The organism is Brevibacterium sp. RIT 803, from assembly GCF_016892625.1.
Lineage (GTDB): Bacteria > Actinomycetota > Actinomycetes > Actinomycetales > Brevibacteriaceae > Brevibacterium.
Genome location: NZ_JAFEMW010000007.1, coordinates 24,735 through 42,323 on the forward strand (window position 1 = coordinate 24,735; position 17,589 = coordinate 42,323).

A 17,589-nucleotide genomic window follows, 5' to 3' on the forward strand; every position below is an offset into this window, starting at 1 on the left:
GGCCTGATCTCCAAACGTCGTCTCGACGTCACTGAGATCGCCCTCGCCGAGGTGACTGATGAGTTCATCGCCTACACGACCGGTCTGAGTCAACGGGCAGGTGCCAAAGCCGGTTCCAGCCTTGCAGAGATCTCCCAGTTCCTACTGGTGGCTGCGACTCTCCTCGACCTCAAGACGGCGCGTCTGCTGCCGAACGAGGACGGCGAAGAGGAACTCGACCTCGAACTGCTCGAGGCCCGCGATCTTCTCTTCGCCCGCCTGCTGCAGTACCGGGCCTATAAGTCCGTGAGCAGATTCTTCGCCGATGCCATGGCGGCGGGATCGATCAGGGCGCCGCGCAGCGTTGGACTCGAACCCGAGTTCCAGGACGTGCTGCCGCCGCTTCAGATCCATATCGGGCCAGGTGAGCTGGCCGGACTCTATGCGACTGTGCTCCAGCGCGACCACACGCCGCCGAGCGTCGCCGTCGACCACATCCACCTGCCGCTGGTCAGCGTCTCTGAGCAGCGCGGCCACATCCTCAGCCTGCTGCGCTCCGGGGACCTCGACTTCCAGAGACTCCTCGACACCTCCGAGAACACCTTGGTCGTCGTGGCCCGGTTCCTGGCACTGCTGGAACTCTTCAAGGTCGGCCTCTGTGACTTCGCCCAAGAGGAGCCGCTCGGACCGCTGTTCATCTCCCGTACCGAGTCCACCGATGATGGGGTGGACCTGCGCACCGAGGGGGAGTGGGACGGCGATGCGGAACTCGACGCCGCGAACGTCCAAGGAGTCGTCAGCGCGGATGCTGAAGGCATTGACGGCGAACCTGAGAGTGCGCACGATGACGAAGAAGGATCTGCATGATCGACGACGAAATTCTGGCCGGGATCGAAGCGGTCCTCATGATCAGCGACTCCGCAGTCTCGGCGAATGAGCTGGCCACTGCCCTCGGACTCGACGAGGACACGATCACGGATGCCATTGCCGAACTCAAGGCCGACTACGACGGCAGAGACGGCGGCCGGCAGCGCGGATTCGAGATCCGCCTGGTCGCCGGAGGCTTCAGGATCTTCTCCCGCGGGGACTATCACGAGATCGTCAAGGACTTCCTCACGTCTGGCCAGAGCGCGAAGCTCTCCCAAGCCGCACTCGAGACACTCGCCGTCATCGCCTACCGGCAGCCGATATCGCGCCCGCGCATCGCCGCCATCCGAGGGGTCAGCGTCGACGGTGTCATTCGCACCCTGCTCCTGCGCGGACTCATCGTCGAAGCGGGGAAGGAAGCGACCACCTCGGCGCTGCTCTACACCACCACGCACCAGTTCCTCGACGCGTTGGGGATGAACAGCATCGACGACCTGCCGGAGATCGCTCCGTACCTTCCCGAGGACGCCGATGTCGCCGAATTGGGTGCCGACAATTCCGAGGTTCTGGCCTCTGTGGACGACGAAATGGCCGATCTCGACGACGAGATGTCACGAGTTGACGATTGATTTGAGAGAATGGAGATTATGAGTCCATACCGTGATCCCCGAGCGCCAGGCGGGCGCAACAATCGTCCGACCCGAAAACAGCGATCCAGCGCCTCCTCAAAGGGCTCCCAGCGTTCGCAGTCAGGCACGGGCGAGAAGTCGGATGCCCATGTCAGCGGGGGTGTGAGACTCCAGAAGATCCTCGCCGAGGCGGGCTTGGGCTCACGTCGCGCCTGTGAGCAGCTGATCCTCGACGGTCGGGTCGAAGTCGACGGTGCCATGGTGACCGAGCTGGGCACGCGAATCGACCCCGAGACCCAGTCCGTGTACGTGGACACAATGAGAATTTCGACACAGACCGCGAAGGTCTACCTGGTGTTGAATAAGCCCGCAGGTGTCGTGTCGACGATGAGCGATCCCGACGGTCGACCATGCTTGGCCGACTACGTCAACAACCACGTCGAACGACTCTTCCACGTCGGACGTCTCGACACGGAGACCGAAGGACTCATCCTTCTGACCAATGACGGAGAGCTGAGCAACCGACTGGCTCACCCGCGCTACGAGATTCCGAAGACCTACCTTGCGCAGGTCAAGGGACAGCTGGCCAAGGACGTCAGTTCCCGCCTCAAGGCCGGCATCGACCTGGAGGACGGCTTCGTCAAGGTCGATGGGTTCAAACTCGTGGACTCGACACCGGGCAAGTCGGTGGTCGAACTGACTCTGCATTCGGGGCGCAACCGGATCGTGCGTCGGCTCCTCAAAGAGGTCGGCAACCCGGTCGAGCGTCTGGTTCGGATCAAGTTCGGTCCGATCACCTTGGACGAACAGAAACAGGGCAAGATCCGCCCACTGCGCTCAGACGAGATCGGCGAGCTCTTCGAGGCCGTCGGCTTGTGAGAATCCACATCATCGGCACTGGTCTGCTGGGTGCAAGCCTCGGACTGGCGCTGAGCGCACAGAAGTACCAGGTCAGCCTCGAGGACACCTCACCGACTGCTCAGCAGCTGGCAGCCGATCTGGGTGCAGGGACGATCTTCCCCGATGGCGGCCATGACGGCTATGACGGCCATGACGATAGCAGCAGTGAAGGCGGCAATGGCGGGGATCCGCAGATCGTCGTCATCGCCACCCCACCCGATGTTGCGGCCCAGACCATCGCAACGGCTCTGGAAACATACCCGAACGCGACGGTCACGGACGTCGCAAGCGTCAAGACCAGCCTGCTCGAATCGGTGCGTGAACTCGTCGGACGCAGCGAACTCGACCGCTACATCGGGTGCCACCCGATGGCAGGCCGGGAGAAGTCGGGAGCGATCGCTGCCCGATCGGACCTGTTCACAGCTCGACCATGGGTGATCTGCTCGGACGAGAACACACCGCACAACCGCCTCGGCGAGGTCGTGACGATGGCGGAGGCCACCGGCGCCTCGGTCATCCACCTCGATCCGCGCATCCACGATGCCGCAGTCGCGAAGGTCTCCCACGTGCCGCAGGTCGTCGCCTCTCTGGTCGCCTCCCAACTCCGGCACGCGCCGCTGGAGGAAGTCGCACTGGCAGGTCAGGGACTGCGAGACGTGACGCGGATCGCCGCCTCCGATCCGCGTCTGTGGACGCAGATCCTGGCCGGAAACTCCGAGGAGGTCCGCTCCGTGCTGGTGGATCTGCGGACCGAACTCGACGAGGTCATCACCGCTTTGGAGATGGGCCCGGGTGCGACCGGTGCGCTGGCCAAGGCCATTGCCTTGGGCAACGAAGGTCACGATCGGATCCCAGGCAAGCACGGACAGGCTCCGACCAAATATGCTGAAGTCACGATCCTGATTCCCGACACCCCGGGAACCCTGGCCACACTGTTCAAGGACATCGGGGACCTGAACATCAACGTCGAGGATTTCCGGATGGACCACGCACCGGACCAGAAGCTCGGAATCGTCGATGTCTCGGTGGTGCCGGCCACCCAGCAGGAACTTGAAATCGGTTTGTTGTCGAAGGGATGGCAGATTCCAGAATCCGCCATCGAGAGAGAGGGAATTGCATGAGCGTCGTCGCCATTGACGGACCAAGCGGGGTCGGCAAGTCGAGCACCGCGAAGGAAACGGCCCGCCGATTGGGCTACAGCTACCTCGACACGGGTGCCATGTACCGTGCGATGGCCTGGCTGTGCCTGAACCGGGGCGTGACCGACCCGGTCGACGTCCTCGAACAGGTGCGCGGGGTCGATCTGGAGATTTCGACCGATCCGGACGAGTTCTTCGTCTCCGTCGACGGAATCGATGTCAGCGAGGAGATCCGTGAGCCCGAGGTATCGGAGAACGTGCAGACCGTGTCTGCTGTCGTCGATGCCCGTGAAGAGCTCATCGACATGCAGCGGACCATCATCTCTGCGGCAGCCGAGGGAATCGTCGTCGAGGGTCGTGACATCACGACCGTCGTGGCTCCGGATGCCCCGGTGCGCATCCTCATGACCGCTCGTGACGAGGTGCGCGTGGCCCGCCGGGCCAAGGAGCTCCACGGAAATGCCGACGTCGAGGCACTCGCCGCCACCCAATCCCAGGTCACAGGCCGTGACGCCAAGGACTCAGCGACAACAAGCTTCCTAGAGGCCTCCGAAGGCGTCTACACACTCGATACCAGTGACATCGATTTCGACCAGGTGGTCGAGACGGTGCTGAAACTGGTGAAGGACTCACAATGACTGATTCAGAATTCCACGAGAACCCGGACGAGCATCTGGCCGAGCGTCTCGAGAACATCAGCGACGAGGAGGCCGAGAAGAGGGCGACTGCTCTCGAAGCCGGACTCTCCAGCTATGACCTCGAAGACGAAGACCGGGCACTGCTCGACGCCTACGGCTTCGAGTTCGAAGCCGAAGAGTCCCGCGGGGCTGATCCCGTCCTGGCCGTCGTCGGTCGCCCCAACGTGGGCAAATCGACCCTGGTCAACAGGATCCTCGGCCGGCGCGAAGCCGTGGTCGAAGACGTCCCCGGAGTCACCCGTGACCGGGTCAGCTACCGGGCGGAATGGAACACGAAGGAATTCACCCTCGTCGACACCGGCGGCTGGGACTCCGATTCCAAGGGCATGGCCTCTCGCATCGCGATCCAGTCCGAGGTCGCAGTCGACATGGCCGATGCCGTGGTCCTCGTCGTGGACGCGACGACCGGACCGACCGCGACCGATGAACTGGTCGTGAAGATGCTGCGGAGGAAGAAGAAGCCCGTCATCCTGGCAGCGAACAAGGTCGATGACGAACGCGGCGAGCTCATGGCCGCCGAGCTCTGGGGCCTGGGCCTCGGACAGCCGTGGACGGTGTCCGGACTCCACGGTCGCGGGGTCGCTGACCTCCTCGACGAAGTGCTGAACATCCTGCCCGAGGTCTCCGCCGTCGAAACCCGCGTCGAAGACGGCGGACCGCGCCGGATTGCTCTGGTGGGCCGACCGAATGTCGGAAAGTCCTCCCTGCTCAATCAGCTCATCGGCTCCGACCGTGTGCTCGTCGACAATGTCGCCGGCACCACCCGTGACCCGGTCGACGAACTCATCGAGCTCGGTGACAAGCAGTGGCGTTTCGTTGACACCGCCGGCATCCGCCGTCGAGCACATCAGGCCAGCGGTGCTGACTTCTACGCGGCGCTGCGCACCCAGACCGCTCTGGAACGCGCTGAGCTGGCCCTGGTCCTCCTCGAGGTCCAGGAACCGCTGAGTGAGCAGGACGTCCGCATCGTCACGACAGCCGCCGAGGCCGGTCGTGCCGTGGTGCTGGCGTTCAACAAGTGGGATCTGCTCGACGACGAACGTCGCTACTACCTCGAACGCGAGATCGAACGGGACCTGGCACATGTGGCCTGGGCACCGCGCGTGAACATCTCAGCGAAGACAGGACGCCACGCCGACAAGCTGGTCCCAGCGATGGAAGCGGCTCTGGAGGGGTGGGACACGCGCATCCCGACCGGACGCCTCAACGCGTTTCTCGGGGAACTGGTCGCAGCGAACCCCCACCCGGTGCGCGGAGGCAAGCAGCCGAGGATCCTGTTCGGTACCCAGGCACAATCTCGCCCTCCGAAATTCGTGCTCTTCACCTCCGGCTTCCTCGATCCGGGGTATCGTCGTTTCATCATCAGGCGTCTGCGTGAGACGTTCGGATTCAAGGGAACTCCCATTGAGGTGTCGATGCGGATCAGGGAGAAGCGGAAAGGGCGCTGAGTGAGCGATGACGGTCAGATCCGCGAGCAGCCGCAAGGACTGACTCGGGAGCATCGTCCTTGGCATACGAGTCAGCCTGCCAGGGTGCTGGTAATCGCGCTGACTCTTGCCGGTCTCGCGTATGCTCTGATGTTCTTCAGGGGACTTCAGGACATCGCCGCTCCAGTGTTCCTGGCGCTGAACTTCTACATCGTCGTCTATCCGCTGCAGAACTATCTGACCAGGCTGAAGGTCCCACGGGCAATCGGTGCCTGTATCTCGGTGATCCTCGTACTGGTCATGATCTTCGGCTTCTTCGGGCTCACGGCATGGTCTGTCGCAGAGCTCGTGATCCTCATTCCCAGCTACGGCGATCAGCTGGTCGCCAATTACCAGAACGCCTTGGCCTTCCTGTCCGACATCGGTGTGACGTCCACGGTGCTCGAAGAGCAGTTCAAGCAGTTCGACGTCAGATCCATCTTCGATGCCATCTACCCGCTGCTGACCAATGTCTCGATGGTCGCTGGCCTGCTCACCACGGTGGTGATGGCGGTGTTCTTCGTCGCCATGGACTCCATGGGCATCAATAAGCGCATGCTGATGCTGCACGACGCCAAACCCGCGTTTTCGGCCTCGCTGAGCGGCTTCGCCAGCGGTGTCCGACGCTACTGGATCGTGGCGACGATCTTCGGCCTCATCGTCGCGCTCCTCGACGTCATCGCCTTGGCGATCATCGATGTGCCGCTGATCTGGGTCTGGGGTGTGCTGGCATTCCTGACGAACTACATTCCGAACATCGGATTCGTCATCGGTCTCATACCTCCCGCACTGCTCGCCCTCGTCGACGGCGGGTGGCAGTCGGGCCTGTGGGTCGTCATCGCCTACAGTGTGCTCAACTTTGTCATCCAATCGATCATCCAACCGAAGTTCACAGGCGAGTCGGTCGGAGTCACACCGTTGGTGTCCTTCCTGTCGCTGCTGTTCTGGGTATGGGTGTTCGGATGGCTCGGCGCTCTGCTCGCGCTGCCTGCGACACTGCTGCTGAAGGCGCTGCTCGTCGACGCGGACCCGAAGGCGAAGTGGGTGAACATCCTCATCGCCTCCGACCCGGGGACTGCGAAGTCGTCGACGCAGGAGCCACCGGTGTCGCCTCTCGGGACGGCTGAAGAGGATTCTGGGGACGATTCCTCCGCGTCCGGTGAAGACAGCGAGACTCCCGAGACTCCCGAGTCACCTGAGTCAGCTGATGAGCAAGCTCGCGTGTCGACCTCGGGCAAGTCACCTGTTACTCGGGCAGACGAGTCGCCGACGAACTGACCCCTTGGGTCGACGGGCGAAGAATTGTCCGAGCGTTTGCGTCTTGACTCTCGCCTCGTGCGCTGTGAATGGTTAGCATGAAGTATGGCGACGCTACTGAATATCCATCCTGAGAATCCACAGAACCGAATGATCGAAAAGGCCGTGCAGACTCTGCGGGACGGCGGATTGATCGCCTACCCCACAGACTCGTGCTATGCGTTGGGCTGTGCCTTAGACAACAAGGCCGGGATCGAGCGGATCACCCGTATCCGACAGTTGGACTCGAAACATCACTTCACTCTGATGTGCCGGGACTTCGCGCAGTTGGGACAGTTCGTCATCGTCGACAACTCTGATTTCCGGATCATCAAGTCGATGACCCCGGGGCCCTACACGTTCATCATGAAGGCGACGAAGGAGGTCCCACGTCGTATGATGCACGCGAAAAAGCACTCGGTCGGTGCGCGAATCCCGGAGAACGTCACAGCTCTGGCACTGGTTGAGGCAATGGGCGAGCCCATTCTGTCATCGACGCTGCTGCTGCCTGGTGCAGAGGACCCGCTGACCCAGGCCGACGATGTCGTCGATCAGATCGGACACGATGTGGATGTGGTCATCGAGTCGGGAGTGCCGGGAACTGTTCCCACCTCCGTCATCGACTTCACCGGTCGGGAGCCAGAGGTCGCACGCGTCGGGGCCGGGGACGTCTCACGCTTCGAATGAGCGTCAGCGGATCGCACAAGTTCGCTCACAGTCCCAGGTAGGCTGCCTGCACTTGGGGATTGTCGAGCAGCTTCTCGGCATCATCGGCGAGCACCACGCGTCCTTCTGCCAGCACATAACCGCGGTGAGCGATCGCCAATGAAGCCTTCGCATTCTGCTCACTGAGCAGTACACCGATCCCGTTTCTGTTGATCTGGGCAATCGACTCGAGCACCTGTTCGACAACGAGGGGAGCCAACCCCATAGACGGCTCGTCCAAGATCAGCAGGCTGGGATCCGACATCAGTGCGCGACCGATCGCCACCATCTGCTGCTGCCCGCCTGACAACGAACCTGCCGGCTGGGCAGACTTCTCCTTCAAGATGGGAAACAGCTCGAGCACTTCGCTCAGGATCTCCTCGGTGCGGGTGCGGTCCCTGTGCGGGTACGTGCCCAGCCGAAGATTCTTCTCCACTGACATCTTGCCGAACAGATGCCGCCCCTCGGGGCAGTGTGCTATGCCGCGCTTGACGATGCTGTTGGGGCGCGTTCGTTGGATCGTCTGCCCGTCGTATTCGATCGTTCCCGAGCGAGTTCGCAGAAGTCCGCTGATGGTTTTGAACAAGGTGGTCTTCCCAGACCCGTTCGCCCCAAGGATCACCGTCAGCTCACCGGGCCGTGCGGTGATGCTCACCCCGTGCAGCACATCAGTCGCGTCATAGCCGACGCTTACGTTCTCCAGAGAAAGCATCAGTTCTCCTCATCCTTGGTCGATCCCAGGTAGGCACGAATCACGTCTGGGTTGCTCTGGATCTCCGCCGGGGAGCCGATCGCCAGTTTCTGGCCGTGGTCGAGGACGAGGATCGTGTCCGCCAGGTCCATGATCATCGACATCTTGTGTTCGACCAACAGCACTGACACCCCGCGACTGGGCAGCGAACGGATGAGGTTGCCGAAGTCCGTCGTCTCCTCCTCGGGAATGCCTCCAGCCGGCTCGTCGAGGAGCATCAGCTCCGGTTCGGTCGCCAATGCCATGGCCACGGCCGTGCGCTTCTGCACTTCTTGCGGCACATTTGAAGCAAGATCGTGGCGGAACTCGGCGACACCGCAGAATTCGAGGGCCTCGAGCGCCTTGTCATGGTTGAGCGCCGATTCGCGTCGATGCCGCGGCGTGTGGAAGATCGCGTCGAACACATTGGACTTGGAACGCACGATGCGACCGGCCAACACGTTCTCCAGCAGCGTGGAATCGTCGAAGAGGTGCGTCGTCTGGAAGGTTCGCGCAATACCCCCGTTGACCGAGCTGTGCGGAGACGACTGGGTGATATCACGACCGTTGAAGGACACAGTTCCGGCGGTGGGGCGATAGAACCCGTGGATGAGATTGAACAGCGTCGACTTGCCGGCACCGTTCGGCCCGATCACAGCGGTGATCTGTCCTTCCTGCACATCGAGATCGACGTTCTTCACGGCATCGAGGCCGCCGAAGCGCTTTCCGAGCCCTCGAATTTCGAGCAGCATCACTTCTCCTCATCCTCAGTGGTGATGGTGTCGGCAGCCGTTTCCCTGCGCTCAGCAGTGCCGGGCCGAGTGGAGCCGTCTGAGTCAGCAGTGTTGTCGGCCCGAACAGAGTCGTCAGGCGTGGCAGTGCCGTTCGCCTCTGCGGTGCTGTGTGACTGGGCAGTCCCATCCTTGTGGGCGGAGCCGATTCGTCGGTTCCGAGCTCGTTTGTCGATGAACCCTCCCAGATACCCCACGATTCCGCGAGGAGCGAAGATGACAAGAGCAATGATGATGGGTCCGAGCACGATGAAACGGTAGGCCTGGAAGTCCTGGAAGAGTTCGAACAGGAAGGTCACAATCATGGTGCCTACCAGTGGCCCCGCGACAGTGCCCATTCCTCCGACAAGGATGAACATCAGGAACTCGAAGGTCTTGTCCACGGTCGCCGCATCGGGTCCGATGAAACCGACCACGGAGGCGTAGAGGCCGCCGCCGATCCCGCCGAAGAACGCCGAGGCGGCGAAGGCGAGCTGCTTGCTCAGCCCCACATTGACGCCGATCGCATCGGCAAGGTCTTCGCTGGTTCGAATCGTCAGCAGCGTACGTCCAACGCTGGAGCGTCGAATCGCGTAGGTGATATAGACGCAGATCAGCAGAATGATGAAGACGAGGTAGAACATCACTGTCGGATTGCTGAAGTCCACGATGTCTCCAGCCTCGGGGAACTTCACATTGTTGACGCCGGAATGGGCGTGAGTCACCGCCTCCCACCGGCTGATGGTCAGGTAGATGATGAAGCCGATGGCCATCGTGAAGATGGCGAAATATTCGTCCTTGGTGCGCAGTGCGATCAGTCCGGACAGGTACCCGATGGCAGAAGTGCCGACCACTCCGACGAGGAAGGCCTGCCAGAACGACCAGTCGAAATCGGTTGTCAGCAAGCCGACTGTGTAGGCTCCGATGCCGAAGAAGCCGCCTTGGGCCAGAGACAGCTGCCCCGTGAAGCCGAGGATGATGTTCATCCCGTAGACCGCGATCGCCGAACACAGGCCGACGGTGATCACTCGCATGATGTAATTCTCATCGCCGAATGCCACTGGTGTCAGGGCAATGATGAGCAGCACGGCCAAGGTTCCGATGATTCGAGGATTCTTCAGTGCACTCATCGCTGCACCGCCTTTGCGAACAGGCCAGTGGGTTTGATCGCCAGGACCGCCACCAGAACGATGAAGGCCACGGCCTCGCCGACAGCCGAGGAGATGTACGTTGATGTCATCGTCTCGGTGATCGCAAGCGCGAAGCTGCCGACGATGGCGCCTGGCAGTGAACCGAGCCCGCCGAGGATGATGATCGCGAACACCTTGAGGTTGAGCGAATCACCCATCGTGGGGGAGAGGAGATTGATGGGAGACACAAGGCCAGCGGCGATCGTCACCAGAAGTGCCGATAGGCCCAAGGTGAGCATCGAGACCATCGCGGGGTTGATTCCGACCAGAGCTGCTCCGGTCCGATCCTGCTCGATGGCCTCGATCGTCTGGCCGTGAATGGACCGTTTGATGAACCATGTCAGCAGGGAGAGCACAACGACTGCAGTCACGATGATCACGATGCGCTGTGCGGAGATCTCTGCGCCCAGAATCTTCAGACTTCCGGAGATCGGTGTCTCCATCCGCCGGAAATCAGCACCCCAGATCGCCTGAGCGACGGCCTGGAAGAAGAACATGGCGCCGATGGCGGCAATCATGTGATGAGTGTGCGGTGAGTTGCGCAGGGGGTGGAAGACCAAGCGTTCGAGCAGGACACCGAGGACGAACAGGATGAGTGCTGCAATGCCGATGGCAGCCACATAAGGCACTCCGACAGTGGTCAGAAAGAAGTACGTGACGTAGGCGCCGAGCATGTAGAGCGAACCGTGCGCGAGGTTGGGAATGCGTAGGACGCCGAAGACCAGGGTCAGGCCTATTGCGGCAAGGCAGTACACACCGCCGAGTGCAACGCCGTTGAAGAGCTGTTGGGTGAAAAGTGTCATGAAGCGAATCCTCACAGGACGTCAGACGGCGCGACAGCGGGGCATGAAGCTCATACCCCGCTGTGGGAAGCGCCGACGATGGTGACTACTTGGCGTCGGAAACCTGCTCGACGGGTACCTTCGTGTACTTCTCGTCCTTGTTCAGGTAGGTGACCTCCAATTCAGGATTCATCAAATGCCCCTGATCGGTGATTTTCGTCGGGAAGCCGTTGACCTTGTACTTGTCGTCGACCTTGCTCAGCGCATCCGGCACTGCCGCCCGGATCTTCTCGGGATCGCTGGTGGTCCCAGCGACCTCCATCGCCTTGGCGATGATGGCGATGCTCTGATAGTTCAGCGCGGTCTCACTGGTCGCCACCTTCTTCTCACCGGCAGCCTCCGCGAACTTCTTCAGGAAGTCCTTCGTGCCCGGATCTTCGTATTCCTTGACCGGCAGCACTCCGACGGAGTTCGTCAGGTTCTTCGGCTTCGTCACGGTCGCCATTTCGTCGAGTTTCGCCTGGTCCATGACGAGGAAGCTGCCCGTGAAGCCCTGCTTCTTCGCTTCTTCCATGATCAGCGCAGTCGGCTGTGAGGGGCCACCGACGAAGATGCTGTCCGGCTTCTCGGACAGGGCCTTCGAGACTGGGCCCGCGAAGTCCGACACCGTGGCGTAGTCAATGCTGTTATCTGCCCCGATCTTGCCGTCTGCCTTCTTCCACTCGTCCGTGATTGCCTTCGTCCACTGCTGACCGTATTCACTCTGTGTGCCGAGCAGCGCGAGCTTCTTGCCACCATTCTTCATTCCCTGTTCGGTGAACGGCTTGGCGTAGGACTCGAAGTTCGGAGGAATCATCATCGTCAGCGGATTGTCAGACTGCACAATGGCGGGATCCGAGGTGTACGCGGAGATCATGAACTTGGATCGGCCGTTGTTGATCTGCTGAATCGCTTTGATCGCGCCGGCGTTGGGGGAGACGACGACCGGTGCTTTGTCTTGGTCTGCCAGTCGCTGAGCGTTGCTCGCCGCGGTGGAGGGTGCGTACTTGTCGTCAAGGGACTTGAGCTCGATAGTGACCTTCGTCCCGTCGACTTCGAGACCATCTTTGTTGAGGTCATCGACAGCCATCTGGAGGCCCGTCTGGACATTCTCTCCATAGGCCGCGCCGCCGCCGCTCAGGGGGCCGGTATAGCCGATGACGACCGAGCCATCGCCACCGGAGTCACCGCTTCCACCGCCCCCACCGCAGGCCCCGAGGGTCAGTGCGAAAGTGCTGATCACGGCCGCCGCAAGCACAGGACGGCTCGCCCTTCGCGGGATTGAGGTCATCTTTTCTCCTTTGAAAAGTGAGACGGAGCAACATCGCTCCTCAAGGTTGTCGGGATGCCTGAGCGGAAGCCCGAAGCCAATCTGAACGAATATTCGATTGAGGCTTAGATAGGAACCTATACATCATCAAATGTGATGTCAATCGCATTTTCGAAATCCCTGACATCTGTCCTTGGTCGTTATGGGGCCCGGCTCGCACCTGGCTTGCATCTGGTTCGCACCTGGCTTGCACTTGGCTCGTCCCTGCTGTGCGCTCGGTTCGCACGCGGGTCGCACGTGGGTCGCACTGACGTCGACATCCGGCAAAGATGGGTGAAATCCACGGTCCAATGTTTGAGCAAACAATCGTTCAGTTACTTTTGTGGTCTATGGTGGAAACTGCGAGAGGTGAGATCCAGGTCACCCTTCTCGTCATCAACTACGAACTATCATTTCGGAGGACAATCGTCATGACTCGGACAGCAATCGTCACTGGTGGCGGCCGCGGCATCGGAGCCGCCATCGCCCAGCGCCTGGCCAAGGACGGAGTGAACGTCGCGATCCTCGACATGGGCCCCACCGAAGACTCGGTTAAGGCTGTCGAATCCGCAGGTATGAAGGGGCTGGGAGTCGCCACCGATGTCTCTGACGAAGCCTCAGTCGAGTCCGCTGTGAAGACCGTCGCAGAGACCCTCGGTGCTCCGACCATCCTCGTCAACAATGCCGGCATTCTTCGGGACAACCTGCTGTTCAAGATGACTCATGAAGAATTCCAAAAGGTCCTCTCCGTGCACCTCGGCGGGGCATTTCTGATGACCAAGGCCGTTCAGTCGTACATGGTGGAAGCGAAATTCGGGCGCATCGTGTCGATGTCGTCGACATCGGCGCAGGGCAACCGAGGGCAGACGAACTACTCTGCTGCCAAGGCGGGGATTCAGGGGATGACGAAGACGTGGTCGATCGAACTCGGCAAATTCGGGGTCACAGCAAACGCGATTGCACCCGGCCTCATCGAAACTGATATGACCAAAGCCACCGCTGAGCGGATGGGCGTGAACTACGAGGACTTCATCGCAGCGGGAATCGGCCAGATTCCTGTGGCGCGCACGGGAAAACCCGAAGACATTGCCCACACCGCCTCATTCCTCGCTTCCGAAGGCGCCGGGTTCGTCTCCGGTCAGGTGATCTATGTGGCCGGAGGGCCGAAGGACTGACCCCCAGCGAATTCCGGTTCCACGATCATCGCGGCGAACTCAGGTCCGACGCACCACACTGAAGAAAGGCACGTCATGCGCGAAGCAGTTATCGTCTCCACCGCCAGAACTCCGATCGGAAAGGCGTACAAAGGAGCGTTCAACAATACTCAGGCCCAGGAACTTGCTGGCCACGCCATTTCTCACGCTGTCTCACGGGCTGGTCTGGAAGGGGGCGAAGTCGATGACGTCATCCTCGGTGCGGCCCTCCAGCAGGGCAGTCAGTCCACCAACGTCGCGCGCCAAGCAGCACTCCGAGCAGGACTCCCCACAACAGTCCCCGGAATGACGATCGACCGTCAGTGCTCCTCCGGTCTGATGGGCATTGCGACGGCAGCGAAGCAGATTCTCTTCGACGGCCAGGAGATCGCGGTCGGCGGCGGCGTCGAGTCGGTGTCACTGGTGCAGAACGACAAGATGAACATGTACCGGGCGCAGGACCCGTGGCTGGTCGAGCATGTTCCCGGAATCTACTACCCGATGCTCGCCACCGCCGAGGTGGTTGCAGAACGGTATGGCATCAGCCGTGAAGCGCAGGACGAATACTCGCTGTCCTCGCAGCAGCGGACTGCCGCCGCTCAGGAGGCCGGTCGGTTCGACGATGAGATCGTACCGTTGCCGTCGACGAAGATCGTCGTCGACAAGGAGACGAAGGAATCGTCGACCCAGCAGGTGACGCTTGAGCGCGACGAGGGGAATCGCCCATCGACGACATTGGAGAGTTTGGCCGGGTTGAATCCCGTACTCAAGCCCGGCGATGCGTCCAAGGTTCCGAGCATCACTGCAGGCAACGCCTCACAATTGTCCGACGGCGCTTCTGCTTCGGTGCTGATGTCGGGCGATGAGGCGAGTCGGCGAGGCCTGGAGCCGCTGGGCATCTATCGAGGTATGGCAGTGGCCGGCTGTGATCCCGACGAAATGGGGATCGGGCCAGTCTTTGCGATTCCGAAGCTGCTCAAGGCGCAGGGGCTGTCGATCGATGACATCGGACTGTGGGAGCTCAACGAAGCATTTGCGGTTCAGGCTCTCTACTGCCGTGACCGGTTGGGGATCGATCCCGAGAAGTACAACGTCGATGGTGGCGGTATTTCAGTCGGTCACCCATACGGAATGACCGGTGCTCGCCTTGTCGGCCATGCTCTCATCGAGGGACGTCGTCGCGGCGTCAAGTATGTCGTCGTCACGATGTGCATCGGCGGCGGCCAGGGTGCTGCGGGACTCTTCGAAGTCTGCTGAGTCATCAGAACGGTGGCTTTTCGCCCGAGTCCCAGAACCACTGCTTCGCATTCTGGTCGGGCAGGCGGGAGAAGGGATCGATGTATTCGGCCTGGCCGGGGGACTGAAGTCCTTCGGCGGGACCAGCCGTCGACTGCGCAGTTTGTGACTGCATGGTCGACGGCTCTTCTTCTGCCGTCTCTGCTTTCTTGCGATGGTTCTTCTTCGCGGGCGGATTCTCTGTGTCAGCAGGGGCAGTTTTCCTCGGATGTGCAGATCCCGTCGGCGGTGCACCGGTTTGAGATGCAGATCCCGTCGCAGGTGCAGCTGTTCGAGGCGCAGCAGTTCGAGGTGCAGCTGTTCGAGGTGCAGCTGTCGAAGACGCAGCCGGTGGTGGAACAGTCGCCCGGGGCGGGGCTGTGGCGAAATATCTGAGGAAGAGCCTCGCGTGCTCGACGTTGATCGGATTGTCGGGCGGCATGACTTCGGTGGTGATTCCGTGCCTGAAAATGTATTCGAGTCGCCCAGGTTCTGTCATTCTGACTGAGAACTTCCGGTCTGTCTTCGCTTGGTGATGGAGCTTACACAGATTGTGGAGATTGCCGAATCGAGTGAGACCGCCGGTCTGTGGACTGTCGTGGTCAAAGGGAATGATGTGATCGACCTCGGTGAGCTCGGCACGACGAGTGCAACCGGGCATGGTGCAGTTCATCCACTGGGCGGCCAGAGGCTGTCGAATGCTGTTGGGGATCGTATAGCTGGTGGCCTTTGCATCGAGTGGCGTGCCGGTCGCTGGGTCCGTGAGGATCCGTGTCCATGTCGATGCATATCCGGCGAGCCGGCGCGCCATGTCGGCTGGAAGGGGAGAGCCGTCTGGAAGCATTCCGGCCAAATCGCATACATCTGTATCTGTCCGCTGCTCGCCAGCGGTGTCGGTCGAAGGGGACGTTGTCGCCGCTGTCGCCGTGGCTGCCTCTGTTCGTTCTGCATTCGTGATTTCCGCTGCGCTCGCTGCGTCGTCGGAGGTAGCCAGGAACTGGCTGAGCAGCGTGAACATTGGAACGGTGACCGTCGTCCGTGCCTGGTGGGAGAGCCAATACTCATCGGTGGGCAAGTCGAGGAGAACCTCGTAGTTGACTGTGCACTTTGAACCGTCAGGTTCCGACGAGGAATCAGGGACGAACGCTGTATCAGGATCGAACCCTGTCGGCGAGAAAGGGGTGTCGGGTGCTGGTCGGCTGTTCTTCAGCGCTTCGAGGAACCGTGGGTCGCGCAGACAGTCGGCCGATTCATTCTCCTGATCTTCCTTCTCGGCGTCGGCCGGTGCTGAAGCCTCGTCATCCATCTGGCCGAAAGTCCGCTCGATGTAATCGAGTAGGGATTCCTCGGGAGACATGGGGACACCGTCTGATCCCACGAACAGACCGTCGATCGGGAAGTCGGTACTCGTCGTCTCGCCAGTTGTGGTGTTGTTGCTGGTGATTCGCAGTTTCAGCTGTGGCCGGGTACGAGTGAATATGTCGAGCATGAGCGCATCGATGCCGCGGTCGTCTTCGAATGACTCCCCGGGGCTCAGCTGGTCGCCGAACGCGGAAGTGTTTCCCTTGTAGACGGAGCGGGCGAATGCTTCGACTCTTCTATAGCAGGCGTTGAGCTCTGGGGCAGGCCCTGTGAGAGTGAGGTAGGCGGTACCGTCATCACCCGTGCTGATATCGACTCGGCGGCGAACTGCGACCTTCTCAAGGGTCTCCTGTGCCGGTTGGGTCGCTGCGATCTTCAGCGCGAGAGAGCGCTTGAACGTTTCGATTGTGATATCCGCACGCCTGTCGGCCAAATAGTCATCAATGCTCGGCAGGTATCTGAATGCGACGTCTCGGCAACGACGCGTCACGAACGCAACATGCTCAACGGTGAAATCGCCGTCGGCGCAGCGCTGGTGGAACTTCGGAAGCCCGTGCACCAACGTCATCGCAGAGGTGATGTGTCTATAGGCTCCGGACGTAGTCGCGCCGAGCAGAGCCGAGTATTCGCTGATGTCTTCAGCACAAGCGTATTGATGCGTCCATCCGTTGAACGTCGATGTGGGTCTGTAGGCAGGGAAGTCGGGAAGCGGCTCGGGATGTTCTCGGGCTTCCCTCTGTTCACGACGCATCCTTCGCCCCGCTCCACGGTCCTTCTTTCTGCTTGACCCGCCGGCGGCGCCAGCCGTGCCCGCCTCACCCCACTTACCGGTGTTATCGGATTGGGCGCTCGCCTTCGTGTTCTTCGTGGAGCGGCTGCGTGGGCGCTTGCGGCAGCTGTGTCGGCTGACGGTTTCCGCGAGCGACGCGAAGTCGTATGGAATCATCAGGTCGGGACCCGCGAGTCCAAGGTAGTGCGCAACCTCTCGGACGAAGACGCTGCTGGTTGCGTCCAGTGCCGCAAACTGTGCCTGGTCGCTGCAGGCATAGACGGCTGACAGGTCGCTGAACGGCGAATCTTCATCAATATCAAGGCTGCGGCCGCTGAAGGCTGATGAGCTGGAGTCATCCGAGTGCACACCGTAGTGAGAGCTGTCGTCGTCCATGTGCTTCATTGCGTCGCCTCCTCTCCACTGCGATGTGGAGTCTGCTGATAGTTTGGCGTCTACTCACAGTCTAACTAAAAATAGAACGTAAAGCC

The 17,589-nt window shown here is 61.0% G+C and carries 16 protein-coding genes; 10 read left to right on the forward strand and 6 right to left on the reverse strand.

Going from position 1 to position 17,589, the window contains the following annotated elements; genetic code table 11:
- The first annotated feature begins 6 nt into the window (after positions 1 to 6).
- The 8 genes from JTF07_RS19985 to JTF07_RS20020 all read left to right on the forward strand — a co-directional run bounded on the left by JTF07_RS19985 (position 7) and on the right by JTF07_RS20020 (position 7,661).
- Entirely contained in the window at positions 7 to 846 is an 840-nt protein-coding gene (locus tag JTF07_RS19985) for a segregation and condensation protein A (RefSeq protein ID WP_353844041.1), read from the forward strand.
- Positions 843 to 1,475 (forward strand): SMC-Scp complex subunit ScpB, encoded by a 633-nt coding sequence (scpB, locus tag JTF07_RS19990; protein WP_204235946.1) that lies wholly within the window; start codon positions 843 to 845, stop codon positions 1,473 to 1,475. Before JTF07_RS19985 ends, scpB begins: the two co-directional genes overlap by 4 nt.
- A gap of 18 nt (positions 1,476 to 1,493) precedes the next feature.
- On the forward strand, positions 1,494 to 2,354 hold the full coding sequence (locus tag JTF07_RS19995) for a pseudouridine synthase (RefSeq protein WP_252199978.1): 861 nt from the start codon (positions 1,494 to 1,496) through the stop codon (positions 2,352 to 2,354).
- Positions 2,351 to 3,496 carry a prephenate dehydrogenase gene (locus tag JTF07_RS20000; protein ID WP_204235948.1) on the forward strand — a complete coding sequence of 382 codons (1,146 nt, stop codon included), beginning with the start codon at positions 2,351 to 2,353 and terminating at the stop codon, positions 3,494 to 3,496. Before JTF07_RS19995 ends, JTF07_RS20000 begins: the two co-directional genes overlap by 4 nt.
- Positions 3,493 to 4,152, forward strand: a complete 660-nt coding sequence (cmk, locus tag JTF07_RS20005; RefSeq protein WP_204235949.1) for a (d)CMP kinase — start codon at positions 3,493 to 3,495, stop codon at positions 4,150 to 4,152. Before JTF07_RS20000 ends, cmk begins: the two co-directional genes overlap by 4 nt.
- Entirely contained in the window at positions 4,149 to 5,660 is a 1,512-nt protein-coding gene (der, locus tag JTF07_RS20010) for a ribosome biogenesis GTPase Der (RefSeq protein ID WP_204235950.1), read from the forward strand. The genes cmk and der overlap by 4 nt, the downstream gene beginning before the upstream one ends.
- On the forward strand, positions 5,661 to 6,956 hold the full coding sequence (locus JTF07_RS20015; RefSeq protein WP_353844040.1) for an AI-2E family transporter: 1,296 nt from the start codon (positions 5,661 to 5,663) through the stop codon (positions 6,954 to 6,956).
- Positions 6,957 to 7,040: 84 nt separating this feature from the next.
- Positions 7,041 to 7,661: an L-threonylcarbamoyladenylate synthase gene (locus tag JTF07_RS20020; protein ID WP_204235951.1), complete on the forward strand. Its 621-nt coding sequence runs from the start codon at positions 7,041 to 7,043 to the stop codon at positions 7,659 to 7,661.
- A gap of 25 nt (positions 7,662 to 7,686) precedes the next feature.
- Here JTF07_RS20020 and JTF07_RS20025 read toward each other — a convergent pair whose 3' ends face one another.
- The 5 genes from JTF07_RS20025 to JTF07_RS20045 all read right to left on the reverse strand — a co-directional run bounded on the left by JTF07_RS20025 (position 7,687) and on the right by JTF07_RS20045 (position 12,481).
- Positions 7,687 to 8,391, reverse strand: a complete 705-nt coding sequence (locus JTF07_RS20025; RefSeq protein ID WP_204235952.1) for an ABC transporter ATP-binding protein — start codon at positions 8,389 to 8,391, stop codon at positions 7,687 to 7,689.
- Positions 8,391 to 9,161, reverse strand: coding sequence for an ABC transporter ATP-binding protein (locus tag JTF07_RS20030; RefSeq protein ID WP_213018982.1), 771 nt, complete (start codon positions 9,159 to 9,161; stop codon positions 8,391 to 8,393). The genes JTF07_RS20025 and JTF07_RS20030 overlap by 1 nt, the downstream gene beginning before the upstream one ends.
- Entirely contained in the window at positions 9,161 to 10,309 is a 1,149-nt protein-coding gene (locus JTF07_RS20035; RefSeq protein WP_252199979.1) for a branched-chain amino acid ABC transporter permease, read from the reverse strand. Before JTF07_RS20035 ends, JTF07_RS20030 begins: the two co-directional genes overlap by 1 nt.
- Positions 10,306 to 11,172: a branched-chain amino acid ABC transporter permease gene (locus JTF07_RS20040; protein ID WP_204235954.1), complete on the reverse strand. Its 867-nt coding sequence runs from the start codon at positions 11,170 to 11,172 to the stop codon at positions 10,306 to 10,308. The genes JTF07_RS20035 and JTF07_RS20040 overlap by 4 nt, the downstream gene beginning before the upstream one ends.
- An 85-nt stretch (positions 11,173 to 11,257) precedes the next feature.
- Entirely contained in the window at positions 11,258 to 12,481 is a 1,224-nt protein-coding gene (locus JTF07_RS20045; RefSeq protein WP_204235955.1) for an ABC transporter substrate-binding protein, read from the reverse strand.
- 449 nt (positions 12,482 to 12,930) lie between these two features.
- Between JTF07_RS20045 and JTF07_RS20050 the strand changes: the two genes are divergently transcribed.
- Both JTF07_RS20050 and JTF07_RS20055 read left to right on the forward strand, forming a co-directional pair.
- Entirely contained in the window at positions 12,931 to 13,674 is a 744-nt protein-coding gene (locus tag JTF07_RS20050; RefSeq protein ID WP_204235956.1) for an SDR family oxidoreductase, read from the forward strand.
- Positions 13,675 to 13,749: 75 nt separating this feature from the next.
- A complete protein-coding gene (locus JTF07_RS20055; protein ID WP_204235957.1) occupies positions 13,750 to 14,949 on the forward strand; it encodes an acetyl-CoA C-acyltransferase in 1,200 nt (399 codons plus the stop codon).
- A gap of 4 nt (positions 14,950 to 14,953) precedes the next feature.
- Here the strand turns inward: JTF07_RS20055 and JTF07_RS20060 are convergent, their stop codons facing one another.
- Positions 14,954 to 17,503, reverse strand: coding sequence for an HNH endonuclease signature motif containing protein (locus JTF07_RS20060; RefSeq protein ID WP_252199980.1), 2,550 nt, complete (start codon positions 17,501 to 17,503; stop codon positions 14,954 to 14,956).
- Positions 17,504 to 17,589 lie beyond the last annotated feature (86 nt).